Source organism: Brevundimonas sp., assembly GCF_965278935.1.
Taxonomy (GTDB): domain Bacteria; phylum Pseudomonadota; class Alphaproteobacteria; order Caulobacterales; family Caulobacteraceae; genus Brevundimonas.
In genome coordinates, this window is the sequence record NZ_OZ257124.1 from 1,368,151 (window position 1) to 1,391,431 (window position 23,281).

The window sequence follows — 23,281 nt, forward strand, 5'->3', positions numbered from 1 at the left end:
TGACGGGACTATCAGCGGTTCATGACGACGCTTCAAGCGTCCAATGGTTCCGGTTCGACCCCGGCGGCGCGACAGGCGGCGGTGTAAGTATTGGCCAGCAGGCAGGCGATGGTCATAGGCCCCACGCCGCCAGGCACAGGCGTGATCGCGCCCGCGACGGTGACCGCCTCGGCGAAGGCGACGTCGCCGACGACGCGGGTCTTGCCCTCGGCCGCCTTAACCGGATCGGCGGAGGGGACGCGGTTGATGCCGACGTCGATCACGGTCGCGCCCGGCTTGATCCAGTCGCCCTTGATCATCTCGGGCCGCCCTACGGCGGCGACAAGAATGTCGGCGGCCCTACAGATCGCGGGCAGGTCGCGGCTGCGCGAATGGGCGATGGTGACGGTGCAGTTCTCGGCCAGCAGCAGTTGCGCCATCGGTTTGCCGACGATGTTGGAGCGCCCGACGATGACCGCGTTCAGGCCCGACAGGTCGCCGAGCCTGTCCTTCAGCAGCATGGTCGATCCCAACGGCGTGCAAGGCACGAGGCCGGGCAGGCCGACCGCAAGGCGACCTGCATTGACCACATGGAACCCGTCCACGTCCTTGTCCGGATCGATGGCGCCCAGAACCGCCGATGAATCGATCTGCGCGGGCAGGGGCAGCTGGACCAGAATGCCGTGGATGCCCGCGTCGGCGTTCAGCGCCCCGACCAGGGTCAGAAGCTCGGCCTGACTGGTCGTGTCGGGCAGGCGATGCGTGTCGGACCGCATCCCCGCCCGAGTGGTCGTCTCGCCCTTGTTGCGAACATAGATCTGGCTGGCGGGATCTTCGCCGACGATGACCACGGCCAGACCCGGCTTGATCCCGTGAGCGGTTTCCAGACGGGCCGAGGCGGTGGCTACCCGCTCCACCAGACCCGCGGCGAAGGCCTTGCCGTCGATGATCGTCGCGCGCGCGTCGGGTCCAGCCATGGGAGGCCCTCTTTCGTCAGGATTCGATAAGGTGCGGGCGATTTACAGGCGTCACGGTTCAGCGTCTATGTTGGCTTCTCAGAACAGGGAAAACCAATGCGCCGCTCTGCCTTCATCACGACCGTCAGCGCGCTGGCGCTGTTCGGCGCCAGCCACGCCGCAGCGCAGGACGTCTCGTCGCTGCGCATCGGCCAGACGGTCAGTGGACAGCTGACCGCCGACGATACCCGCGTCGATGACGAGAACATCGGGCAGTTCATCTACGACACCTACACCCTCCAGACCCGCGCCGGTCAGCGGCTGCAGGTCGCGATGCGGTCGGACGCCTTCGACGCCTATCTGGAGGTCTACAAGAACGCCGATACGGGCGAGGCGATCGCCATGGATGACGACGGCCTGGGCGAGGGCACCAACTCGCGTGCGCGCTTCACCGCCGAGGGCGGTACCTACATCATCCGCGCCCGCACCCTGGCCAGCCTGGAAGGCGGCGACTACAACATCCAGGTCACCGACCGGGGCCAGGCTCCCCGCGCGCCGCGTCCGACCGCCATCCGCGTCGGCGACGACGTTGACGGCGCGATCAGTGATCGCAGCCCGACCGAGGAAGACGGGCAGTACGGAGAGTACACCTACAACGGCTACAGCTTCCGGGCGCGTGAGGGCGAACGGTTCGCCATCTCGCTCGAAAGCGATGATTTCGATCCGATCGTGCGCGTCGGCCGGATGGCCCGCGGCGGCGGCTTCGAGGAACTGGCCCAGAACGACGACTCGGGCGCAGGCGGCCTGAACTCCTATCTGATCTTCACCGCGCCCTCGAACGGAGAGTATGTAATCCGCGCCGCGCCGCTGGATGGCGCGACCGACGGCGACTACGACCTGGCTCTGGCCGAAGGCCCGCCGCCGCTGGTGGCGCGTCCGATCACCATCGGCGAGACGGTCGAGGCTTCGCTCGACGCCGACGACGGCGGCAACGCCTTCGGCCAGCGCGCCGACGCCTACAGCTTCACCGGAACGGCCGGCCAGCGGATCGTCGCGACGATGAGCTCGGACGCGTTCGACACCTATCTGGAGCTGTTCTCGGAGAACTCCGATGAGAACGGCGGCCGCTATGCGCTGGATTCGGACGACGACGGCGCAGGCGAAGGCACCAACTCCCGTCTGACCTATACCATCCCGTCCGACGGCCAGTACACGATCGAGGCCCGCGCCTTCACCGGCGAGGGCGAAGGTGCCTACACCCTGACGTTCGAGGAGGCCGCGCCGCTGCCGGCGCCGGTCGCACTGTCCTGGGGCGCGACGGTTCAGGGCGAGATCGTCGCCGAGGATCCGCGCGACGACGAGGGCCGGGGCTTCGACGCCTATACGTTCACCGGAACGGCCGGGAACCGCGTCCAGCTGATCATGCGCTCGGGTGACTTCGACACCTATCTGCAGATCGGCAGCCCGGAAGGCGACTTCTACGCCATGGCTTCGGACGACGACGGTCTGGGCGAAGGCACGGACTCACGCCTGAACTACATCGTGCCGAACGACGGGGAGTTCATCGTCCGTGCCTCGCCGCTCTCCGCCGACGGCGAAGGCCTGTATTCGCTGGAATTGCTGGATCGCGGTCCGCAGCCCCTGCCGGGCAGCATCCTGGTCGGCGCCACGGCGCGCGGCACGCTCGGAGAAGACGACGCCCTCGCCGAGGACGGCAGCTTCTACGACGCCTACAAGATCTCGTTGAAGGCCGGCGAAAAGCTGCGGTTGACCATGGTTTCCAATGAGTTCGATGCCTTCATCGACATCGGTCGTGAAGACGAAGCCGGCGTCTTCACCTCGGTGGTCTCCGACGACGACAGCCTGTCCGACACCCACGCCAAGGTCGACTGGGCGGTCGAGGAAGAAGGCGACTACGTCATCCGCGCCCGCAGCTTCGCCTCGGGCCAGTCGGGCGCCTATGCCCTGACGGTTGAACCCAAGGAATAGTCGGCCCGACATCCTGACGAAGAGGCCCCGATGCGTTCGCGTCGGGGCCTCTTTCGTTTAAGGATCGGGCATGGGCTCCCCCGATCCTGATCTGATCCTCGTCGGCGGCGGCCTGGCCTCCAGCCTGATCGTCTGGCGGCTCGCGATCGACCGACCCGAACTGCGCGTCGCCGTGGTCGAACGCGACGGGCGGCTCGGCGGAAACCACACATGGTCCTTCTTCGACGGCGATGTGGTGGATCAGGATCGCGCCTGGCTGACGCCGGCCACGGCTTACCGCTGGCCGGACGGTTACGAGGTCTATTTCCCGGGTCTGAGTCGGGTGCTCGAGGCGCCCTACAACAGCCTGACCTCGGAGCGTCTGCATGAGGTGGTGGCGCCGCTGCTGGGCGATCGGCTCATCACGGCAGAGGCGGTCGAGGTTCGGCCCGATGGCGTAACCCTGTCCGACGGACGGAGACTGACGGCCGCCGGGGTCATCGATGCACGGGGGCCGGGGCCGACGCCGCATCTCGATCTGGGCTGGCAGCTGTTCGTCGGCCGCACGGTGCGCCTGGCCCGGCCGCACGGCCTGACGCGGCCCACAATCATGGACGCCACGGTGGGGCAGGGGGACGCCTATCGCTTCGTCTACCTGCTGCCCTTCGACGCGCGGACCGTGCTGGTCGAGGATACCTATTATGTCGACGGGCCGATGCTGGACCGGGCGCTGCTGAACCGGCGGATAGACGACTACATCCGGTCGCGCGGCTGGACGGTGGAGGCGGTGGTCGGGCAGGAGGAGGGCGTCCTGCCGATCGCGCTCGACGGCGACATCGACGCCTTCTGGGCCCAAGGGCCGACCGTGGCGCGCGCCGGGCTGGCAGGGGCGCTGTTCCATCCGACGACGGGATACTCCCTGCCGGACGCGGTGACCGTGGCGCGGCTGGTGGCGCGGGCCGGGGATCTGTCGTCGGCGGGTCTGCGGACCCTGCTCGAGACGCACTCGAAGACGCTGTGGGTCGATCGCGCCTTTTACAGGCTGCTGGACAGAATGTTGTTCCGGGCCGCCGAACCCCGGGAACGATGGAAGGTGCTGCGACGCTTCTACGGCTTGCCGGAACCGCTGGTCAGGCGCTTCTACGCAGGAGCCAGCACAGCGCTGGACAAGGTCAGGATACTGGCGGGCAAGCCGCCCGTGCCGGTCGGCCGGGCGATGAAACAACTCCGGGAAACCGGTCGAGGAGCGGCATGAGAGACGTGACGGCCAGACGCGCTGTGGTGATCGGCGCCGGCTTCGGCGGCATCGCCCTGGCCATCCGCCTGCAGCGCGCGGGCGTGCAGACGACCCTGATCGAGAAGCGGGACAAGCCCGGCGGTCGCGCCTACGTCTGGAAGGAACAGGGCTTCACCTTCGACGCCGGCCCCACGGTCATCACCGATCCGGCCTGTCTGGAGGAACTGTTCGAAGGCACGGGCCGGTCGTTATCCGACTACGCCGAACTGATGCCCGTCGATCCCTTCTACCGGCTGTGCTGGGAGGACGGGGCGTCGTTCGACTACAACGACGATCAGGCCGCGATGGAGCGCCAGATCGCGGCCTTCAACCCGGCCGACGTCGAGGGCTACAACCGCTTCCACGCCTATTCGGAGGAGCTGTATCAGGAGGGCTACGTCAAACTGGGCGCCGTGCCGTTCCAGTCCTTCTGGTCGATGATCAAGGCGGCGCCCGAGCTGGCGCGGCTGGAGAGCTGGAACAGCGTCCACGCCATGGTCGCCCGCTACATCCAGGATCCACACCTGCAGCAGGCCTTCAGCTTCCACACCCTTCTGGTCGGCGGCGATCCGTTCAAGACGAGCAGCGTCTATGCCCTGATCCATGCGCTGGAGCGGCGCGGCGGGGTCTGGTTCGCGCGCGGTGGGACCGGCGCCCTGATCGCCGGTCTGGTGAAGGGGTTCGAGGACCTCGGCGGGACCGTTCGGCTGAACACCTCCGTCGACCGCATAGAGACCGAGGGCGACCGCGCGACCGGCGTGACGCTGGACACGGGCGAAACGATCGCCGCCGACATGGTCGCGTCCAACGCCGACGTGGTTCACACCTACGACAGGCTCCTGGGCCGGACGCCGCGCGGAAAAGCCAAGGCCAAGTCGCTGAAGTCGAAGCGGTTCTCTATGTCGCTGTTCGTGCTCCATTTCGGCACGTCGAAGCCTCAGCCTCAGTTGGCTCACCACACGATCTGCTTCGGCCCGCGCTATCGCGAATTGATCTCCGAGATCTTCTCGGGCCCGACCCTGCCCGAGGACTTCTCTCTGTATCTGCACGCGCCCTGCGCCACCGATCCGTCGATGGCACCCGAGGGGATGAGCAGCCACTACGTCCTGTCGCCCGTGCCCCACCTCGGCGCCGCCGACATCGACTGGGAGACCAAGGGGCCAGAATATCGCGAGAAGATCATCGACTATCTCGAGGAGCGGTACATCCCGAACCTGCGGCGCGACTTGGTGACGACGCGCATCTGGACCCCGGCGGACTTCAAGGAGGACCTGAACGCCCATCTGGGTTCGGCCTTCTCGCTGGAGCCCATATTGACGCAGAGCGCCTGGTTCCGGCCGCACAATCGCGACGATGTCATCTCCAACCTGTATGTTGTCGGGGCCGGCACCCATCCGGGGGCGGGCATCCCCGGCGTGGTCGGCTCGGCCAAGGCGACGGCGGGGTTGATGCTGGAACAGGCCGCACAGAACGCATGACCGACGCCGTCCTCGCAGCCTCGAAGGCCTCGATCACCAAGGGGTCGAAGAGCTTCCGCTCGGCCTCCCGGCTGTTCGACCCGGCCGTGCGAGAGGACGCCTGGCTGCTCTACGCCTGGTGCCGGGCCTGCGACGACGAGATCGACGGACAGGATCACGGCTTCGGCCATGAGGACCTGACGACCGAGGAGCAGCAGAGGCGTCTGGCCCGGCTCTACGACATGACCCGGCGGGCCATGACGGGCGAGCCGATGCCCGATCCCACCTTCGCCGCTTTCCAGCGCGTGGCCATCCGCCATCGGCTGCCGGAGCGGTGGGCCATAGACCTGATCGACGGCTTTGCGATGGACGTGGAGCACCGGGAGTACCGGACGCTGGACGACGTCATGGCCTATTGCTGGCATGTCGCCGGGGTCGTCGGGGTTATGATGGCGCGGGTCATGGGGGTAACGGATCCCGAGGTTCTGCGCCGGGCCCAGGACCTGGGACTGGCCTTCCAGTTGACCAATATCTCGCGAGACGTGATCGAGGACGCAGAGGACGGCCGGGTCTATCTGCCGTCCGACTGGCTGGTCGAGGCTGGGCTGGAGCCGACGGCGGCGGCCGTGGCGGACCCGGCGAACCGGGCGGTCGTGCATGCGGTGACGCAGCGGCTGCTGGCGGCGGCGGAGCCCTATTACGACAGCGCGCGAGACGGTCTGCGGGGGCTGCCGTTCCGGTCGTCCATGGCGATCGCGGCGGCGCGCGGCATCTATCGCGAGATCGGCCGCAAGGTACGGCGGCGTGGACCGGGGGTCTGGGTCAAGCGGGTGTCGGTCGGCAAGGCGATGAAGCTGTGGCTGTTCGGGCGTGGGGCCCTGATCGCGATCTGGACGCAGACGCTGGATCGCGGGAAAGCGCCGCCGCCCCGGCCGGCGCTGTGGACGCGGGTCTAGCGCCGCCGCATCTCCGGCAGTCGCCACCAAGGCGTGGTCGGCGACAGATGGTGCTCGTGGTGCAGGCCGAAGTGGAAACAGGTCAGCAGGGACGCGATCCACGGCATCGGGATGGTCCGGGCGTTGTGCTCGTCTGCAAATGAGGCCGCTGACCGGTGGTGCCGATGGGGCAACCAGGTGCCGAAGACGAACAGCTGCAGCGCGCTGAGGATCGCCGGGAGCGCCCAGAACAGGATCAGGTTGGCGCCGCGGGCGCCGATCAGAAGGTAGGCGACCAGCACCGCCGTCACGATAGCGAACTCCCGCCAGCCGAAATAGCGGGTGAAGAAGCCGTAGAACCACGGGGCGAAGGCGTCTGGCCGGGCGGCGTGGAAGTCGGGGTCCCCGTCGCGGCCGGGCGTGCGGTGGTGCTGGTGGTGGCTGCCGTTGAGCTTGCGGTACGAGAAGGCGGCGTAGGCGCCGACGCAGATCTGACCGACGACGGCGTTCAGGCGCGGGCGGCCGGGGGCCAGCGACCCGTGCATGGCGTCATGCGCGACGATGAACATGCCCGCGCCGAGCCAGCTCTGGGTCAGGATGATCAGGGGCGCGACGGCCACGGCGGGCCAGGTCGTGGGCTGGAAGAAGACGCCCCAGACATGAAGCGTCAGCCAGCCGCCGACGATCAGAGCGGCGAGGGTCAGGCCGATCGCGGTCTGGCGGGCGGCGGTCACTCCGCGGCCTGGCCGGCGCGTTCGGCGCGGCGAGCCTTCAGGATGGCGCTGAGGCGCTGCGGGTCCGGGGCGAAGACGAATCCGAAAGAAACGGCCCCCTCACGGGTCTGGACCGCGTGATGCAGCTTGTGCGCCTGGACCAGACGGCGGGCGTAGCCGTTCTTCGGCATCCAGTGAAACGGCCAGCGCTGGTGCACGAGGCCGTCGTGCACGAAGGCGTAGACGGCGCCGTACAGGGTTACGCCCAGCGCGATCGCCCGAACCCACCACAGGCCGGTCAGCCAGGCGAGGACGAACAGGCTGGTCCCGACCACCGCGCCGACGACGCCATAGAGGTCGTTGGTCTCGAAGGTCTTGTCGTGGGGCTCATGGTGATCCCGGTGCCAGCCCCAGCCCAGCGGGCCGTGCATGACGTAGCGATGGGTCCACCAGGCCACGCCCTCCATCAGGAAGAATACGGCGAGCGTCACGAGGGCGAACCACAGGGGGAGCATGGCGACAGGATACGCCCCGGCGTGCCCTGTTCCAACCGGCGCAGTGGACCTGTAAGCCATTTCCATGACCGACGACGCGATCCGCGACCGCAAGGACCAGCATCTGGACGTCGTCCTGGCGGGCGGCGGGCGGCATGCGCGGGACGCGGGGTTCGATGCGATCCGGTTCGTCCATGAGGCCCTGCCGGATCTGGATCACGCAAAGATAGACCTCGGCGCGGACTTTCTGGGGCGACGACTGAAGGCGCCGCTGCTGATCAGTTCCATGACCGGCGGTCCCGCGCGGGCCGAAGCGATCAACGCCCATCTGGCCGAGGCGGCGCAGGCGCTCGGCATCGCCATGGCGGTCGGGTCCCAGCGGGCGGCGCTGGAGGGCGGGGCGATCGGGCTGGACCAGTCGCTGCGTCGGCGGGCGCCGGACACGCCTATCCTGGCCAATATCGGTGCGGCCCAGCTGACCCGGGGCTTCGGCGTCGACGAGGCGCGCAGGGTCATCGACATGATCGGCGCCGACGCCCTGATCGTGCATCTCAATCCGCTGCAAGAAGCCTGTCAGCCCGAGGGTGACCGCGACTGGTGGGGCGTGGGCGCGGCGCTGGAGGCGCTGGTTCGCAGGCTTGGGGCGCCGGTGGTCGTCAAGGAGACGGGCGCGGGGCTGTCGTCCGCGACGGCGCTACGACTGGCCGGCATGGGTGTGGCGGCTTTGGACGTCGCAGGCGCGGGCGGAGCGAACTGGGGCCTGATCGAGGGCGAGCGCGCGACCGATCCGGCGGACAAGGCGCATGCCTTGGCCTTCGCCGACTGGGGCATTCCGACCACTACGGCGATCGCGCAGGTTCGAGCCGCCTGCCCGGACATGGTCTTGATCGGATCGGGGGGCGTCCGTGACGGCGTGGATGCCGCCAAGGCCATCCGGCTGGGCGCGGACATCGTCGGTCAGGCGGCAGGGGTGTTGCAGGCCGCGACGGTCTCGACCGAGGCGGTCGTCGAGCATTTTCAGGTCGTGATCCGCCAGTTGCGAACGGCCTGCTTCTGCACCGGCTCGGCCAACCTTCAGGATTTGCGGCGCGCGCCGCTTCTGTAGAGCGCCGGGCCAACGCCAATCAGCACGAGGGTCCGGCTCTTTTAGCCCCGGCGAAGTTGTAAGCAGAATCGTGTATGATCCCGGGAGTATCTGGAGCCGGGTCCTTGAGCGTTCATCCTTTTCCTGCCGCATCGGCCGCCCGGTCCCGCCCGAAAGGCGAGCCTGTCCGGCGGCCGGACCGGGTCGAGAAGATGCTGGTCGCAGGGCTCATAGTGACCACCGCAGCGCAGTTCGCCCTGTGCGCCTGGTTCTGGCTCGCCTGAATCAGCTCCAGGCGGCTACCCGGGCCAGACGCCGACCTCATCGGGCCAGACCTTGCGGTTGGGCGAGCCTTGGTAGACCCAGTCGAGGGTGCGAGCCAACGACCGGGCCCCGAACCGCTGGGCCGGCAATGCGGCGGGCAGACGGTGCATCGCGCGCGCCCAGTCCGGCAACAGATCCGCCCCCGCCGCCATGACCAGACCGGCCGCGACGCCCTCGGCCGGACCGCCGATCCTCTGGCCCATGACGAGGGCGGCGACCTCGCGGGTGCGGGCGTCGGCCTTGAGTTGCGGCCGCATCGACCGGATCAGGGCCTCGGCTTCCGCGCGATTGCGGGGCACGGGGTCGGCACCCAAGGCAAGGCCGATACGCGCCATCTCGTCGAAATAGGCGTCCTGGTCCACCATCGACATCTGCGGATCCTGATAGCGGATCCAGGCGTCGAGGAAGCTCTTGATCTCGGTCACATGGACCCAGGCCAGCAAGGTCGGGTCGTCGACCCTGTAGGGCGTGCCGTCGGGCAAGGTCCCGCCGAGCTTCACATGGATGCCCTTCACGCGGTCGATGGCGGCCTGTCCGTTGGCTGCATGGTCGTAGGTGGTGACGGCGATGAACTTGGCCGTCCGTCTCAGCCGCCCGTGCATGTCGGCGCGGAAATCCGAGTGGTCCCAGACCCCGGCCAGCACCGCCGGATGCAGCATCTGCAGAAGCAGGCCCGACACGCCGCCGATCATCATCGTGACGATGTCGCCGTTGACCCGCCAGGCGACGGCGTCGGTCGGGAACAGGGCGTCGGCGCGGCGCAGGGCGGGACGCTCGCCGCGCTCATAGTCGTTGAACAGCTCGTTGATCCGACGCCGGATCATGACCTTGACGGGCTGCAACGGGTTCATCGGGTCAGGCCGCGTCGCGCCAGGCTTCGAGCGCGCGAAGCGCCCGGATGCTCATCAGCCGTTTCTTGGCCCGGCCGCGTTCCTTCATCGGGATCTTGACCCCGGCTTCGTCGAACTTGGGAGCCTCCAGTGGGGGCAAAAGTCCATAGTTGATGTTCATCGGCTGGAACTTGGATCCGGCCAGGTGGCCGCCGGTGATGTGCTCGACCAAGGCGCCGATGGCGGTGTGGGCCTCGGGCGCGTCGAGCGGCTTGCCCAGCCGCTCGGCCGCCGCGAGACGACCGGCCAGCAGTCCCGTGGCCGCGCTTTCGACATAGCCTTCCACGCCCGTGACCTGTCCTGCGAACCGCAGGCGGGGCGCCGACTTCATGCGCAGCTGACGATCCAGCAACTGCGGCGAGTTCAGGTAGGTGTTCCGGTGCAGGCCGCCCAGCCGGGCGAACCGGGCGTTCTGCAGGCCGGGGATCATGCGGAAGGTTTCGGCCTGGGCGCCGTGCTTCAGCTTGGTCTGGAAGCCGACGATGTTGAACAGGGTGCCCAGCGCATTGTCCTGTCGCAGCTGGACGATGGCGTGGGCCTTGACCAGCGGGTCGCGAGGGTTGGTCAGGCCGACTGGCTTCATCGGGCCGTGACGCAGGGTCTCGCGGCCGCGCTCGGCCATGACCTCGATGGGCAGGCAGCCGTCGAAATAAGGGACGTTCTCCCACTCCTTGAACTCGGCCTTGGGACCGTCGATCAGGGCGTCGACGAAGGCGTCGTACTGTTCCTTGTTCATCGGGCAGTTGACGTAGGCGGCCGCGTCTCCGCCGGGGCCTTCCTTGTCGTAGCGCGACTGACGCCAGGCGATGTCGAAGTCGATGCTCTCGGCGTGGACGATCGGGGCGATGGCGTCGAAGAAGCTCAGGCTCTCCTCGCCGGTCAGGGACAGGATGGCTTCGGCGAGAGCCGGGGAGGTCAATGGGCCGGTGGCGACGATGACGTTGTCCCACTCCTCCGGCGGCAGGCCGGCGATTTCCTCGCGCTCGATCGTGACCAGCGGATGGGCCTCGAGTCTGGCGGTCACGGCCTGGGAGAAGCCGTCGCGGTCCACGGCCAGGGCGCCGCCCGCCGGGACCTGATGCGCGTCGCCGCAGGACATGATGATCGAACCGAGCGCGCGCATCTCGGCGTGCAACAGGCCCACGGCATTGTGCTCCCAGTCGTCGGAGCGGAAGGAGTTGGAGCACACCAGTTCGGCCAGACCGTCGGTGTGGTGGGCGTCGGTCTTGATGCCCGGAACGCCGCGCATCTCGTGCAGGACGACGGGGACGCCCGCCGAAGCGATCTGCCAGGCGGCTTCGGATCCGGCGAGGCCGCCGCCGATGACGTGGATAGGGGAGAGGTCGGTCATGCGGCTTCTTAGCCACGCGAGGCGTGTTCGTCAGCAGGCGTCTGTCGGCATGTGGTATCGGCGGCTATGATCGGTCGAACGCTCGGCGAGGGGGCTTGATGAGCAACAAGGATGTCGGCGGTCGGCGCCTGAACCTTCAGGTCGCGCTGGCGACGACTGTGCAGGCCCTGCCGCGGCTGTGGTCGGGGGCGGCCGGGGCGTTGGCGCTGTGTGCGGCCCTGTGGCTGCTGCCTGTGTTCTGGTCCGCTGAAGGCTGGACGAAGTGGATCTGGTCGCTGGCCGTCGCGGCGTCGAGCCTCGTCGCCGTCGGCGCCCTGACCCGTCTTTCGATCAGCGACGATCTGGCGGAGGCGCGGGCGATGGGGCTCGGTCCGCGGGGTCTGCAGGCCAGACGGGCGGAGGCCCGACTGCTGGGCGCACTGCTGCTGTGCCTGCTGTTCCTGACGATGATCGCGGTGATCCTGGCTCTGGTGGTGCTGGCGATCTTCGGCATGGCGGAGCTGAACGTTCAGGCCATTCAGGCGCGGAACTGGGCTGCCGTGGGCGCCCCGTGGAAGCTCGCAGTCCTCGCCGTGCTCGGCATCGGCGCCGTCGCCATTCCGGTCTTGCTGGTCGTCCGCCTGTCCCTGTTCGCGCCCGCGACGCTTGGACGACGCCAGATGGTGTCGCTGAACGCGATGGGCATCGCCTACGGCAGCTTCTGGCCGCTGCTGGCGGGGTTGGTCGTCACGGCCCTGCCCAAGATCGTTCTGCTGGCGCTGATCGGGACGGGCGTGGTGCCCGGGCCGACCGGGAGCGTCGTCGGTGCGCTGGTTCTGGTCGGGCTGCAGTTGCCGCTGACCGTCGGCTTTCTCGGCGCTGCCTATCGACAGCTGGAATACTGGTCACCCGAGGAGACGAAGCGATGAAGCCTGGCTTTTCGTTCAACGACGCCGTCGGCGCGCCGTTCTTGCTGTTGCGCCGCACGCCTTTGAGCCTGTTCGTCTGGGGCCTGCTGATGGTCGCGATCATGGCGGCGTCCTACAGCCTGATGATCCCGATCTTCGCCGCTATTCCGTTCGGGGCCGTCGACGATCAGGCGGCGATGGAAACCTATCTGCAGGAGACGACGCGGTTCAGCGCGTCGCTCAACGGCATGAATGCGCTGATGTATCTGGTCATGCTGGTAACCTGGACGGCGGCGGGTCGGGCGATCCTGTCGCCGGGGCGGCGTGACCGTTTCCTGTTCCTCCGGCTGGGCATGGACGAGGTCCGGGTCGCCGTCGCGATCGTGGCTGTCTTCGCGGGCTGGTACATCGCCCTCCTGCTTCTGGTTCTGCTGGGCGTGGGTCTGGGGCTGGCCTTCTGGCACGCCAACGAGATGGCGACCGCGGTCGCACTGATCGGCTACGGCGTCGTGGTGTTCGTCGGGTCGATCTGGGCGCTGGTGCGCGTGTCGTTGATCGCGCCGGCCACCCTGATCCTGAAGCGGTTCGCCTTCGCCGAGGGTTGGGCCATCGCGCGGGGCCAGGTCTGGAAGCTGATCGGCCTGAACCTGATCGTCTGGATCATCTACACGGTCAGCCTGATCCTGATGTACGCCGCCGTCGGGGGCATACTGGCAGCCGGCTTCTTCGGGCAGGGGCTGGAGTGGCCGACGGTTCACAGCTTGGCCGATCTGGAGCCGGTCTTCCGTCCGATGATCGCCCCTCTCGCACTGACGACCTTTCCGCTGGCCTTCGGCATCGGCTGGATGATGGCCCTGTACGCCGCGCCCGGCGTCACGGCCGCGCGCCAGCTGCTGGACGGAGCCCCGGCGCCGACCCCGATCGTCGAAGACGCGCCGCCCGTCGATACGCTACAGTCCTCGTAAATCAGGATTCAGGGAGGGATTCGATGACCTTTTCAGCGACCGAGGCCGCGTTCGAAGGCTTCCGCGTGGTGCGCCGGCGCCCGTTGGCGATCGTGTTCTGGGCCCTGGCCTACGTGATCTTCGTCGCCGCCTTCTTCGGTCTGTTCGCCGGGCCCCTGGCGACAGTGATGGCGACGACCGAGAGCCTGGAAGGGACCCAGCCCAGCACACAGGAAATCCAGGCCCTGATGCAGAGCTGGTCGGGATTCATGGCCTTGGCCCTGCCCCTCAGCCTGGTGCTCGGAGCGGTGCTCAACGCCGCCGTCGCCCGCTCCGTGCTGAGGCCCGCCGACAAGGCGTTCGGCTATATGCGGCTGGGCGGAGACGAGCTGCGCGTGCTGGCGGTCACCCTGCTGCTCGGCATCGTCTTCTTTGCGGTGACCGTGCTCCTGTTCACCGTCGTCGGTGTCGTCGCGGGCCTCGCAGGTCAGGCCAACACGGGCGTCGGGATCCTCGTCGGTGTTCTGCTGGGTCTCGGAGCCGCGGCTCTGCTGATCTGGCTGGCGGTCCGGCTCAGCCTCGCCGTTCCGACCACCTTCTACGAAAAGCGCATTTCGCCCTTCGCGTCCTTCGGCCTGACCAAGGGACATGTGCTGCCGTTGCTCGGCATGGCGGTGATCGCCTTCATCATGTCCATGCTGGTCGGCATTCTCGCCACCATCGTCGCCCTGCCGGTCACCATGGCGACCGGCGGCCTTGAGCAGCTCGCCGCGCTCGATGGCCAGTCCACCGCCCAGATCCTTCAGACGGCGGGCGCGGGTCTGCTGGCATGGGGCGCCATCAACGCGATCTTTTCGGCGCTGCAGCTCGCCGTGATCTACGCGCCCTTCTCGGCCGCTTATCGCGAGCTGAAGGGCCTGCCGCACGAATAGGGCTTTCTGTCGCAAGGGTAACTTGGCCCGGCCAGACCGGACCGATAGCGTCACGGAAACAAGGCAGGGGACCCGGATGGCCGGCATTGAACTCTACGCATCGCGTTCGTCGCGGTATCGCCGGACCTGGACGGCGGCCGCCATGGTTTTGGCGATCGTCTTCATCGTGCTGGGCCAGACCGTTGCGGCCGTGCCGGGTATCGTGTTCGGTTTCATGTCTCCGGCAGGCGGCATGATCGGCTGGCAGGGCACGGCCTATACACTATTCGGTTTCGCAGCCATCGCGGGCGTGACGGTCGCCTGGGTGACTCTGTTCGAACGGCGCGGGTTGGCGAGCATCGGCTTCAACGGGTCGGGGCCGAAGCGTTTCCTGCGCGGCTATGCGGTCGGTCTGGCCTTCCTGCTGGGCGTGGTCGGGGTGATCGCGGCGCTGGGCGGATACAGCGTCGAGGGCGCCGGCGCGTTCGGATCGACCAATGTGGTCGCTGCTCTGGCGCCCATTGTTGTGCTGCTGCTGGGCTTCATTGTTCAAGGCTCGACCGAGGAGATCGTCACGCGCGGCTGGTTGATGTCGGTGATCGCGTCGCGGCACGGACTGGCCTGGGGACTGGGGCTCAGCTCGATCCTGTTCGGCCTGCTGCATGCGGCGAACATTTCGCCGTCGCCGGAGTTGCTGACCGGCGTGCTGAACGTGGTCCTGTTCGGCGTCTTCATCGGCCTCTACGCCGCGCGCGAAGGATCGCTGTGGGGCGCCTGCGGGTGGCATGCGGCATGGAACTGGCTGCTGGGCCTCGGTTTCGGCCTCGAAGTCTCCGGGCAGGTCATCGAGACGACACCGCTGGTCGTCGATCTGGCGACGCGGTCGGAAACACCGTGGTGGATCACCGGCGGCGCCTTCGGGCCCGAGGGCGGCGTGGTGACCACGGCCTTCCTGCTGGTCGGCTCGGCGGTGTTGTTGTGGCGCGGACGGACAAGGGACCACGGCGTTGCGACGAGCGCGGCGGGCGTCGCGGTCTCGACCGAAGCGACGCCCACCGGAGCCTGAGCGATCAGGCGCTGGCCTTGGCCCGCGTCTTCTTCGCCGGAGCCTCGGACGTCAGGGCCGCGACCCGCGCCTTGCGACGCGTCTCGTGCCGGTCCAGCACCTCCTTGAGGTATTTGCCGGTCCACGACTTGTCGTTGGCCGCGACCTGTTCGGGCGTGCCGACCGCGACGATCTCGCCGCCGCCGTCGCCGCCTTCGGGACCGAAGTCCAGCAGGTAATCGGCGACCTTGATGACATCGAGGTTGTGCTCGATCACCACGATGGTGTTGCCGGCCTCGACGAGTTCCTGAAGCACTTCAAGCAGCTTCCTCGTGTCCTCGAAATGCAGGCCGGTGGTCGGCTCGTCGAGGATGTACAGGGTCTTGCCGGTCGCCCGTTTCGACAGTTCCTTGGACAGCTTGACCCGCTGGGCCTCACCGCCGGACAGGGTCGTCGCCGACTGGCCGACCTGGACGTAGCCGAGACCGACGCGGGCCAGGGTCAGCATCTTGTCCCGGATCGGCGGCACGACCTTGAAAAACTGTCCGGCCTCCTCGACCGTCATGTCCAGAACATCGGAGATGGACTTGCCCTTGAACACGATCTCCAGCGTTTCGCGGTTGTAGCGTTTGCCCTTGCAGACGTCGCAGGTGACGTAGACGTCCGGCAGGAAGTGCATCTCGATCTTGATCAGGCCGTCGCCCTGACAGGCCTCGCAGCGCCCGCCCTTGACGTTGAAGCTGAAGCGACCCGGCCCGTATCCCCGCGCCTTGGATTCCGGCAGACCGGCGTACCAGTCGCGGATCGGTCCGAAGGCCCCGGTATAGGTCGCCGGGTTCGAACGCGGGGTGCGGCCGATCGGCGACTGGTCGATGTCGATGACCTTGTCGAAATTCTCCAGCCCCTCGATCCGGTCGAACGGGGCAGGGGCGTCTGACGCATTGTGCAGGCGGCGCGCTGCGGCCTTGTAGAGGGTCTCGATCGTGAAGGTCGACTTGCCGCCGCCCGACACTCCGGTGACGCAGGTGAACAGGCCGACCGGAATGGCCCCGGTGACGGTCTTCAGATTGTTGCCCGTCGCGCCCGAGATCTTGAGCATCTTCTTCTTGTCGACCGGACGACGGCCTTCAGGCGGCAGTTCGATCTCCCGCTCGCCGGTCAGGTATTTGCCGGTCAGCGACTTCGGATTGGCCATCACCTCTTCGGGCGTGCCCTCGGCGCAGATTTCGCCGCCGTGGACGCCGGCCGCCGGGCCCATGTCGATGACATAGTCGGCGGTCATGATCGCCTCCTCGTCATGCTCGACGACGAGGACCGAGTTGCCGAGATCGCGCAGGCCGCGAAGGCTTTCCAGCAGGCGAGAGTTGTCGCGCTGGTGCAGGCCGATGGACGGCTCGTCGAGGACGTAGAGCACACCGGTCAGGCCCGAGCCGATCTGCGACGCCAGCCGGATACGCTGGCTCTCGCCGCCCGACAGGGTGCCCGACGAGCGCGACAGGCTGAGGTAGTCGAGGCCGACGTTGTTCAGGAACCGAAGCCGGTCGCCGATTTCCTTCAGGATACGACGGCCGATCTCCATCTGCTTCTCGGTCAGCTGCCCAGGCAAAGCCTCGGCCCAGTCGAAGGCCTTCTTGATCGACAGCATCGAGATTTCGGCGATGTCGTTGCCGGCGATCTTCACCGCGAGGGCCTCGGGCTTCAGCCGTTTGCCGCCGCAAGCCTCGCACGGTGTCTCGGACTGGAAGCGACCCAGCTCCTCGCGCACCCAGGCGCTGTCGGTCTCGCGCCAGCGGCGGTCCAGGTTGGGGACCACGCCTTCGAACGGCTTCGAGACCTCGTACTTCCGCGCGTTGTCGTCATAGACGAACTTGATTTTCTCGGAGCCCGTGCCGTTCAGGATCACCGACTGGGCCTTCTCCGGCAGTTCGCGCCACGGCTTGTCCATCGAGAAGCCGTAGTGGAGCGCCAGCGCCTGAAGTGTCTGGGTGTAGAGTGGCGAGGGGCCGCGCGACCACGGCGCCACCGCGCCCTTGTGCAGGGTCTTGTCGCGATCCGGGATCACAAGGTCGGCGTCGAACGCCAGCTTGACGCCCAGGCCGTCGCAGACCGGACAGGCGCCGAACGGGTTGTTGAACGAGAACAGCCGCGGCTCGATCTCGGCGATGGTGAAGCCGGAGACCGGGCAGGCGAACTTCTCGGAGAAGGTCATCCGGCGCGGGTCTTCACCCTCGGCAGCGTTGGCCCACTCGGCCACGGCGATGCCGTCGGCGAGCCCCAAGGCGGTCTGCAGGCTGTCCGCATAGCGCGCCTCGAGTCCTGCCTTGGTGACGATCCGGTCCACGACGATGTCGATGTCGTGCTTGAATTTCTTGTCGAGCGTCGGGGCGTCCTCGATGGCGTAGAACTGGCCGTCGATCTTCAGCCGCTGGAAGCCCGAGCGCTGCCACTCGGCGATCTCCTTCTTGTACTCGCCTTTCCTGCCGCGAACGACGGGGGCCAGCAGGAGGAGGCGTTCGCCCTCGTCCAGCGCAGTCAGCTTGTCGACCATCATGGAGATGGTCTGGCTTTCGATCGGCAGGCCGGTCGCGGGCGAATAGGGCACGCCCACGCGCGCCCACAGCAGACGCATGTAGTCGTGGATTTCGGTCACTGTGCCGACGGTGGAGCGCGGGTTCTTTGAGGTCGTCTTCTGTTCGATCGAAATCGCCGGCGACAGGCCCTCGATCAGGTCGACGTCCGGCTTGCCCATCAGCTCCAGGAACTGCCGGGCGTAGGCGCTCAGGCTCTCGACATACCGTCGCTGGCCCTCGGCATAGATGGTGTCGAAGGCGAGCGAGGATTTGCCCGACCCGGACAGGCCAGTCATGACGACCAGCTTCTCGCGCGGGATGTCGACATCCACGCCCTTGAGATTGTGCTCGCGGGCGCCTCGCACGCGAATGAAGTTGTGCTTTTCGGTCATGCTTTCCGGGAACGCAGGAGAGCCGGACAGGTGTCCGGTGCAACATCGCTATATGGGAACTGATCTCGCTGATTCAGCAAGAACAATGTGGGAACATCAAGGCGCTGCTGACAGAGGCTGTCACTCGACGAGCGCGGCGCCCGTATTCAGGGTGATGATGCAGGTGAAGTCGTTCGCGCCGCCCGTCGAGCAGTAGTCTACGCCGAACAGATCCCGCTCCACGATTTCCGTCGTCCGGAAGGTGCGACCGTTCGCCTGGACTTCCGAGCCGATGGTCGCGCTGCGCGTCGCCAGCCCGTCGTAGAAGGCGCGAGCAGGCGCGCCGTTACAGGTGAACAGCAGGCGGTCGCTGTCGCCGTCATGGGCATGACCATAGGCGCCGGCTGCCGTCGCCTGGGCGATGCAGTCGACGAACAGTCGCGCGCGGGGATGCGGCTGCGTCTGGATGGGGCTGAAGTCCGGCGGGCCGGCGACCGTCGCTTCCGGCGCAGTGGCGCAGCCGGCGACAGAAATCAGGGCGACGACGACGAGTGCGTGACGGATCAAGGCGACCTCCAGACGGACGATCCCCCAACCTGTCACAGCGAGCCGCGTTCCGTCAGCCCCAACCGGCGACGGCGCCCATGCGACGGGCGGTGACAGGTTCGTTGAGGGCCAGCACGGTTTGCGGTTCGGCCTCGGCCTTGCCGAACAGCCAGCCCTGACCCAGATCGACGCCGACCTCGCGCAGGATGTCGGCGGCGGCCTCGGTCTCGATCATCTCGGCGATGGTCTCGACCTTCAGCGAGCGGCACAGCTCGACCAGATGGCCGATCAGGGTGCGGGCGCGGGGATCGCTCTCCAGCCCCCGGACGAAAGTCCCGTCGATCTTGACCGTGTCGACCGACAGACGACGGAGGTAGTCGTAGCTGGCCGCGCCTGCGCCGAAATCGTCGATGCAGACCTTGATCCCGGCCGAGCGCAGGGCGCCCAGACGGCGGTTGGCGGCCTCGACGTCTGACAATGCGGCGGACTCCGTCACCTCCACGATCAGGCGCTTGCGCTCCTCCGGCCTCGACGCCGTCATTCGCAGCAGGGCCTGGACATAACGGTCGTCGGCAAGCGAGGCGCCGGACACGTTGATGGCGAACTTCAGCAGACCCGCCCCCTTTTGCCGCAGACGGCTCAGGGCCTTCTCGGCGACGGCGATGTCGAAGCTGTCGATGAGGGCCATTTCCTCGGCCATGCGAATGGCGGCGGCCGGGCTGGCCGACCCCTTGAACCGGGACAGGGCCTCGAAATGGTGCACGGCGCCGGTCTTCAGGTCGACGATGGGCTGGTAGTGCAGATCGAACCGGCGGTCGCGGACCATGGTCTGGAAGGCGTGGGCGTCGTTCAGCGTCTGCGAGAGGGCTGCGGTGAATGTCCGTTCCGGCGTGTTGGCCCCGCCGTCCTTCAGACACCCTTCGACCGCGACCCGCAGGGCGCGCAAGGCGCTGAGAGACTCCCCGCCGGCGGTCAGGGCGGACTCCGTCGAGCGGGCCGTGAGCTCGAAACCTTCGCTGCGGCCGATCTCCTGCATTTCGCCGGCCAGATCGACCTCGTCGCTGCGGTCGCGGACCAGGGCGAAGCGTTCCGGTCCCAGCTTGCCCGCCGTGGCCCCGTCGACCGAGGCGGCCTGCAGGGCGGCCTCGACCCGGGCGTTCAGCCGTTCGCCGGCCTCGCCCGCGCCCTGCGCGGCGGCCAGACCGTCGACATCGACGAAAGCGAGGGCCAGTTCGCGCGGATCAGCGGGCGGCGCCATCACTTCCCGCGCGCGGGCCAGGAAGGCTTCCGGCTCCAGAGCCGGAGCGGCTTCCGGATCGTGCAGACGATAGACCGGGCCTTCCCAGGTCACCGAGCAGGAGACGTTGGGCGCAAGGTCGGGCAACACGAAGAACCGCGCTGTCGCCCGTCGCAACCGACCCTCGCCGGCGTTGAATAGCAGTTCGACCGGCGCGGACCGTGCGCCGGGACGCAGGCTCTTCAGAATGCCGTTGAGCGGGTCCACGCTGGTCGGCGCCACGCGGTTCCACAGGGCCACGCCACGGAAGCTTTCGGCCGACAGACCGGTCGTCGGACCCGAGCCGAGGCCGAACACCGTCGCGCCCTTCGCATCGAGCTCGAGCAGCAGATCGGCGGAGGCGAAGGCGAAGCCGAGGAGGCGCTCTCTGATCGTCATTCGCCTGTCTTGCCCCGGCGCCTCTTAACCTTCGCCGCAGAGTCATCCTTAACGGCGAGAAAACTCCCGCGCCGGACGAGTTCACGGTGGCTGATTCGTTGACGCCGCGAGCACGGCTTCTATGGTGAACAAGCCGTAACGACGTTCCCGGAACGTCGGCCGGACCATCCAGACAGGCGGGGGCCGATGAAGACGATCGCGGTGATGTCGCGCAAGGGCGGGGCGGGCAAATCGACCCTGGCCGTGCACATGGCCACTGCGGCCGTCGCGGCGGGCAAGCGTGTCATGCTGGTCGACATGGACCCCCAGCGGTCATCGCTCGAATGGGCCCGCGAGCGCGTCGCGGACTGGCCCCTCGTCATGGAAGGCCGCGCCGGCGCCCTGTTCACGACCCATCGCGCCGCGGAGCGCGAGGGCATCGACCTTCTGATCGTCGACAGCCGCTCGTCGGCGGATGCGGAAGCGTCCGAGGCGGCGCGGCTGGCGGACCTGTGCCTGATCGTCGTGCGGCCGAACTTCTTCGACCTGCAGGCGGTCGGCCGGACGGTTCAACTGGTCGAGAACCTGCGTCGCCCCGGTCTGTTCGTACTGAACCAGGCGCCGGTCCGGCGGAACGGGGCGGAACCGCGCGTCATTCGCGAGGCCGTCGACTATCTGTCCGAGTACCGCATCCCTCTGGCCGAGGTCGGTCTGCGCCAGCGCGCCGCCTATCAGAACGCGATGTGGAAAGGGCTGGGCGCTCAGGAGGACCAGCCGGACAGCCAGGCGGCCTTTGAGATCAACAGCCTGTGGGCATCGCTGAACGAGAAGCTGTGGCCGGTGGCTGGACGTCACGTCTACCGCTCGCGGGGCGCCGCGACGGAGGCCGATGGGCCACTCGAACTGGCGATGGCCGGCTGACGATCAGGCCGTGCGGTTCAGGGTGACGGCGCGGCTGTCGCTCCCGTAGGCCTGACCCGAAGCGCCGTATCCCGTTCCCATGGCCCGTGCGCCCGCGACTTCCTGCGCGATGGTGCGGACGAGACCTTCGGAGATCGTGCGGGCCGCCTCGACCGTGCGACCGTGGATGGCCAGAACCGCCTCGAACGCCTCGGTCGCCCTGACCAGGGCCATGCGCTCGCTGGCGGGGGCCGCTATCAGGATGGCCCGGTTGGCTTTCAGGTGGGCGGACTCGCGCCGGTACTGATTGGCCAGCTCCTGCGTCGCGGCCAGACCTGCGGCGACGTCCGCGGCGCGGCGGGTGGCGAAGGCGTCGGTTTCCGTCTCCAGCCGGGCGGTCAGCTTGTCGGTAAGGGCCGTCAGCTTGCGCAGATAGGCGGTAGCAGTGGTCGGGTCGTGGCTCATGCTGTCGCTCCCGGCAGGGTCTGCGCGGTCCGGGACTGTTCGGCCTGCATGCGGATCATCTCCGAGACGACGGTGTCGGCCAGGCCGATGCCGCCGGCGCGCACGGTCTGTTTCGCCATCTCGTCGATCATGAAGCTGCGCCAGGTGCCCTCGGCCTCGCCGCCGCCGAAGGGGCCGTCCGTCTCGATGCCCTCGAACATCGGCTTGAGCATCTGCGACAGGAACGACGCCTCGAACTTCTCCGCCGTCTCGCGCATGCGCGGCGTCTCGGCGTTCGGGGCGGCGACCGAGGTCAGCAGGGAGGGGGAGACGGCCAGATCGCTCATCACAGAACCTCGATGTCGGCCTGCAGGGCGCCCGCCGCCTTGATGGCCTGAAGGATGGAAATCATGTCGCGCGGAGAGACGCCCAGCGCGTTCAGCCCGTTGACCAAGGTCGACAGCGACGTCGCGCCGTTCACCAGCCGGATCTCGCGGCCCAGCTCCTCCTCGACCGTGACGTCCGTCTGCGGAACGACCGTGGTCTGGCCTTGGCTGAAGGGGGCCGGCTGGCTGACCTGCGGGTTCTCCTGGACCGAGATGGTCAGGTTCCCTTGCGCGATCGCGACCGTGGAGATGCGGACGTTCTCGCCCATGACGATGACGCCGTTGACCTCGTCGATGATGACGCGGGCCGGGGTGTCGACCGCGACGGGCATGTTCTCGACGCGGCTGATGAAGGCGGCCATGCCGAGCTGGGCCGGGGCGCGCAGGGCGATGACCGATCCGTTCTCTGCCAGGGCGGTTGCCGGGTAGGTGGCGTTGATGGCGGCAGCGACGCGCTGGGCGGTCGTGAAGTCCGGGTTGCGCAGGGTCAGACGAACCTCGGTCAGGCTGTCGAGCTGGAAGCCCGTCTCACGCTCGACCGTGGCGCCCGAGGCGATGCGGCCCGCGGTCGGCACGCCGCGCGTCACAGACGAGCCCGAACCGCCCGAGCCCGAGACCGAACCGGTCTGGATCGAGCCCTGACCCACGGCATAGACCTGGCTGTCGGCACCCTGAAGGCTGGTGACCAGAAGCGTGCCGCCCAGCAGGCTCTTGGCGTCGCACAGGCTGGAGACCGAGATGTCGACCCGCGAACCGGGCGTGGCGAACGGCGGCAGTTCGGCGGTCACCATGACGGCGGCCAGGTTCTTGGAGTTGGCGTTGGTCCCGCGGATGTTGACGCCGAGACGCTCCGTCATCCCCTCCAGCGACTGGCGGGTGAAGGGACAGTTGCGCAGACTGTCGCCCGTGCCGTTCAGGCCGACCACGAGGCCATAGCCGACCAGCTGGTTGGTCCGGACGCCCTCGATCGAGGCGATGTCCTTGATCCGCGACTGGGCCGAGGCCGGGGCGGCCATCAGGGCGCCGAGGGCCAGCGGGATCAGGAAGGCGGTGAGAAACTTTTGCACTGGGCAGGCTTTCCGCGACGGTTCAGGGCAGGCGTTGCGAAGATCATGCCGGATGGAAAGGCGAGCGAAATCAAAGGTAGGGCCGGACCGTGAGGCGTCTGGCCCGGCAAATCCTGCCCTGCCGTTAAC

General features: G+C 67.8%; 22 protein-coding genes. 11 read left to right on the top strand and 11 right to left on the bottom strand.

What is annotated here, in order from left to right:
- Positions 1–32: 32 nt before the first annotated feature.
- Entirely contained in the window at positions 33–956 is a 924-nt protein-coding gene (locus tag ACQY68_RS06790; RefSeq protein WP_428152287.1) for a bifunctional methylenetetrahydrofolate dehydrogenase/methenyltetrahydrofolate cyclohydrolase, read from the bottom strand.
- A gap of 96 nt (positions 957–1,052) precedes the next feature.
- On the opposite strand from ACQY68_RS06790, the gene ACQY68_RS06795 reads away from it, so the two are divergent.
- From ACQY68_RS06795 to ACQY68_RS06810, 4 genes are all read left to right on the top strand, one after another.
- Positions 1,053–2,924 (top strand): PPC domain-containing protein, encoded by a 1,872-nt coding sequence (locus ACQY68_RS06795; RefSeq protein ID WP_428152288.1) that lies wholly within the window; start codon positions 1,053–1,055, stop codon positions 2,922–2,924.
- A gap of 70 nt (positions 2,925–2,994) precedes the next feature.
- Positions 2,995–4,158: a lycopene beta-cyclase CrtY gene (crtY, locus tag ACQY68_RS06800; protein ID WP_428152289.1), complete on the top strand. Its 1,164-nt coding sequence runs from the start codon at positions 2,995–2,997 to the stop codon at positions 4,156–4,158.
- Complete coding sequence (locus tag ACQY68_RS06805) at positions 4,155–5,657, top strand: phytoene desaturase (RefSeq protein WP_428152290.1); 1,503 nt, start codon at positions 4,155–4,157, stop codon at positions 5,655–5,657. Before crtY ends, ACQY68_RS06805 begins: the two co-directional genes overlap by 4 nt.
- Positions 5,654–6,592, top strand: a complete 939-nt coding sequence (locus ACQY68_RS06810; protein WP_428152291.1) for a phytoene/squalene synthase family protein — start codon at positions 5,654–5,656, stop codon at positions 6,590–6,592. The genes ACQY68_RS06805 and ACQY68_RS06810 overlap by 4 nt, the downstream gene beginning before the upstream one ends.
- On the opposite strand, the gene ACQY68_RS06815 is transcribed toward ACQY68_RS06810, so the two are convergent.
- Entirely contained in the window at positions 6,589–7,305 is a 717-nt protein-coding gene (locus tag ACQY68_RS06815) for a fatty acid desaturase (RefSeq protein WP_428152292.1), read from the bottom strand. The two genes, ACQY68_RS06810 and ACQY68_RS06815, sit on opposite strands and share 4 nt — an antisense overlap.
- A complete protein-coding gene (locus tag ACQY68_RS06820; protein WP_428152293.1) occupies positions 7,302–7,799 on the bottom strand; it encodes a sterol desaturase family protein in 498 nt (165 codons plus the stop codon). Before ACQY68_RS06820 ends, ACQY68_RS06815 begins: the two co-directional genes overlap by 4 nt.
- Before the next feature lie 64 nt (positions 7,800–7,863).
- Between ACQY68_RS06820 and fni the strand changes: the two genes are divergently transcribed.
- Both fni and ACQY68_RS06830 read left to right on the top strand, forming a co-directional pair.
- Positions 7,864–8,883 (top strand): type 2 isopentenyl-diphosphate Delta-isomerase, encoded by a 1,020-nt coding sequence (gene fni, locus ACQY68_RS06825; protein ID WP_428152294.1) that lies wholly within the window; start codon positions 7,864–7,866, stop codon positions 8,881–8,883.
- Between the two features lie 104 nt (positions 8,884–8,987).
- Complete coding sequence (locus tag ACQY68_RS06830; protein WP_428152295.1) at positions 8,988–9,146, top strand: hypothetical protein; 159 nt, start codon at positions 8,988–8,990, stop codon at positions 9,144–9,146.
- Between the two features lie 15 nt (positions 9,147–9,161).
- On the opposite strand, the gene ACQY68_RS06835 is transcribed toward ACQY68_RS06830, so the two are convergent.
- On the bottom strand, positions 9,162–10,037 hold the full coding sequence (locus tag ACQY68_RS06835) for an oxygenase MpaB family protein (protein WP_428152296.1): 876 nt from the start codon (positions 10,035–10,037) through the stop codon (positions 9,162–9,164).
- A 4-nt stretch (positions 10,038–10,041) separates the two neighbouring features.
- Entirely contained in the window at positions 10,042–11,427 is a 1,386-nt protein-coding gene (gene trmFO, locus ACQY68_RS06840) for a methylenetetrahydrofolate--tRNA-(uracil(54)-C(5))-methyltransferase (FADH(2)-oxidizing) TrmFO (RefSeq protein ID WP_428152297.1), read from the bottom strand.
- Between the two features lie 98 nt (positions 11,428–11,525).
- Between trmFO and ACQY68_RS06845 the strand changes: the two genes are divergently transcribed.
- From ACQY68_RS06845 to ACQY68_RS06860, 4 genes are all read left to right on the top strand, one after another.
- Positions 11,526–12,335: a hypothetical protein gene (locus ACQY68_RS06845; RefSeq protein ID WP_428152298.1), complete on the top strand. Its 810-nt coding sequence runs from the start codon at positions 11,526–11,528 to the stop codon at positions 12,333–12,335.
- On the top strand, positions 12,332–13,279 hold the full coding sequence (locus ACQY68_RS06850; RefSeq protein WP_428152299.1) for a hypothetical protein: 948 nt from the start codon (positions 12,332–12,334) through the stop codon (positions 13,277–13,279). Before ACQY68_RS06845 ends, ACQY68_RS06850 begins: the two co-directional genes overlap by 4 nt.
- 23 nt (positions 13,280–13,302) lie before the next feature.
- Complete coding sequence (locus ACQY68_RS06855) at positions 13,303–14,190, top strand: hypothetical protein (protein WP_428152300.1); 888 nt, start codon at positions 13,303–13,305, stop codon at positions 14,188–14,190.
- A 76-nt stretch (positions 14,191–14,266) separates the two neighbouring features.
- A complete protein-coding gene (locus tag ACQY68_RS06860) occupies positions 14,267–15,235 on the top strand; it encodes a lysostaphin resistance A-like protein (protein WP_428152301.1) in 969 nt (322 codons plus the stop codon).
- 4 nt (positions 15,236–15,239) lie between these two features.
- Here the strand turns inward: ACQY68_RS06860 and uvrA are convergent, their stop codons facing one another.
- The 3 genes from uvrA to ACQY68_RS06875 all read right to left on the bottom strand — a co-directional run bounded on the left by uvrA (position 15,240) and on the right by ACQY68_RS06875 (position 20,376).
- Positions 15,240–18,176, bottom strand: a complete 2,937-nt coding sequence (gene uvrA, locus ACQY68_RS06865; protein ID WP_428152302.1) for an excinuclease ABC subunit UvrA — start codon at positions 18,174–18,176, stop codon at positions 15,240–15,242.
- 120 nt (positions 18,177–18,296) lie between these two features.
- Positions 18,297–18,722 carry a hypothetical protein gene (locus ACQY68_RS06870; protein WP_428152303.1) on the bottom strand — a complete coding sequence of 142 codons (426 nt, stop codon included), beginning with the start codon at positions 18,720–18,722 and terminating at the stop codon, positions 18,297–18,299.
- A gap of 52 nt (positions 18,723–18,774) precedes the next feature.
- The gene (locus tag ACQY68_RS06875; protein WP_428152304.1) at positions 18,775–20,376 is read right to left on the bottom strand and encodes an EAL domain-containing protein; all 1,602 of its coding nucleotides are present in this window, start codon (positions 20,374–20,376) and stop codon (positions 18,775–18,777) included.
- Positions 20,377–20,562: 186 nt separating this feature from the next.
- Here ACQY68_RS06875 and ACQY68_RS06880 point away from each other — a divergent pair, with 186 nt between their 5' ends.
- Complete coding sequence (locus tag ACQY68_RS06880; RefSeq protein WP_428152305.1) at positions 20,563–21,276, top strand: AAA family ATPase; 714 nt, start codon at positions 20,563–20,565, stop codon at positions 21,274–21,276.
- Positions 21,277–21,279: 3 nt separating this feature from the next.
- Here the strand turns inward: ACQY68_RS06880 and ACQY68_RS06885 are convergent, their stop codons facing one another.
- Genes ACQY68_RS06885 through ACQY68_RS06895 form a run of 3 tightly spaced genes read right to left on the bottom strand, consistent with a single transcriptional unit; the run spans position 21,280 to position 23,101 of the window.
- Positions 21,280–21,720 (bottom strand): flagellar basal-body protein FlbY, encoded by a 441-nt coding sequence (locus ACQY68_RS06885; protein ID WP_428152306.1) that lies wholly within the window; start codon positions 21,718–21,720, stop codon positions 21,280–21,282.
- Positions 21,717–22,046 carry a rod-binding protein gene (locus ACQY68_RS06890; RefSeq protein ID WP_428152307.1) on the bottom strand — a complete coding sequence of 110 codons (330 nt, stop codon included), beginning with the start codon at positions 22,044–22,046 and terminating at the stop codon, positions 21,717–21,719. The genes ACQY68_RS06885 and ACQY68_RS06890 overlap by 4 nt, the downstream gene beginning before the upstream one ends.
- Positions 22,046–23,101 carry a flagellar basal body P-ring protein FlgI gene (locus tag ACQY68_RS06895; RefSeq protein ID WP_428152604.1) on the bottom strand — a complete coding sequence of 352 codons (1,056 nt, stop codon included), beginning with the start codon at positions 23,099–23,101 and terminating at the stop codon, positions 22,046–22,048. The genes ACQY68_RS06890 and ACQY68_RS06895 overlap by 1 nt, the downstream gene beginning before the upstream one ends.
- Positions 23,102–23,281: the final 180 nt, after the last annotated feature.

Coding starts and splice junctions, on each gene's coding strand:
- ACQY68_RS06790 (WP_428152287.1), bottom strand. CDS start 956: ATGGCTGGACCCGACGCGCGCGCGACGATCATCGACGGCAAGGCCTTC.
- ACQY68_RS06795 (WP_428152288.1), top strand. CDS start 1,053: ATGCGCCGCTCTGCCTTCATCACGACCGTCAGCGCGCTGGCGCTGTTC.
- crtY (WP_428152289.1), top strand. CDS start 2,995: ATGGGCTCCCCCGATCCTGATCTGATCCTCGTCGGCGGCGGCCTGGCC.
- ACQY68_RS06805 (WP_428152290.1), top strand. CDS start 4,155: ATGAGAGACGTGACGGCCAGACGCGCTGTGGTGATCGGCGCCGGCTTC.
- ACQY68_RS06810 (WP_428152291.1), top strand. CDS start 5,654: ATGACCGACGCCGTCCTCGCAGCCTCGAAGGCCTCGATCACCAAGGGG.
- ACQY68_RS06820 (WP_428152293.1), bottom strand. CDS start 7,799: ATGCTCCCCCTGTGGTTCGCCCTCGTGACGCTCGCCGTATTCTTCCTG.
- fni (WP_428152294.1), top strand. CDS start 7,864: ATGACCGACGACGCGATCCGCGACCGCAAGGACCAGCATCTGGACGTC.
- ACQY68_RS06835 (WP_428152296.1), bottom strand. CDS start 10,037: ATGAACCCGTTGCAGCCCGTCAAGGTCATGATCCGGCGTCGGATCAAC.
- trmFO (WP_428152297.1), bottom strand. CDS start 11,427: ATGACCGACCTCTCCCCTATCCACGTCATCGGCGGCGGCCTCGCCGGA.
- ACQY68_RS06845 (WP_428152298.1), top strand. CDS start 11,526: ATGAGCAACAAGGATGTCGGCGGTCGGCGCCTGAACCTTCAGGTCGCG.
- ACQY68_RS06850 (WP_428152299.1), top strand. CDS start 12,332: ATGAAGCCTGGCTTTTCGTTCAACGACGCCGTCGGCGCGCCGTTCTTG.
- ACQY68_RS06855 (WP_428152300.1), top strand. CDS start 13,303: ATGACCTTTTCAGCGACCGAGGCCGCGTTCGAAGGCTTCCGCGTGGTG.
- ACQY68_RS06860 (WP_428152301.1), top strand. CDS start 14,267: ATGGCCGGCATTGAACTCTACGCATCGCGTTCGTCGCGGTATCGCCGG.
- uvrA (WP_428152302.1), bottom strand. CDS start 18,176: ATGACCGAAAAGCACAACTTCATTCGCGTGCGAGGCGCCCGCGAGCAC.
- ACQY68_RS06875 (WP_428152304.1), bottom strand. CDS start 20,376: ATGACGATCAGAGAGCGCCTCCTCGGCTTCGCCTTCGCCTCCGCCGAT.
- ACQY68_RS06880 (WP_428152305.1), top strand. CDS start 20,563: ATGAAGACGATCGCGGTGATGTCGCGCAAGGGCGGGGCGGGCAAATCG.
- ACQY68_RS06885 (WP_428152306.1), bottom strand. CDS start 21,720: ATGAGCCACGACCCGACCACTGCTACCGCCTATCTGCGCAAGCTGACG.
- ACQY68_RS06890 (WP_428152307.1), bottom strand. CDS start 22,046: ATGAGCGATCTGGCCGTCTCCCCCTCCCTGCTGACCTCGGTCGCCGCC.
- ACQY68_RS06895 (WP_428152604.1), bottom strand. CDS start 23,101: ATGGCCGCCCCGGCCTCGGCCCAGTCGCGGATCAAGGACATCGCCTCG.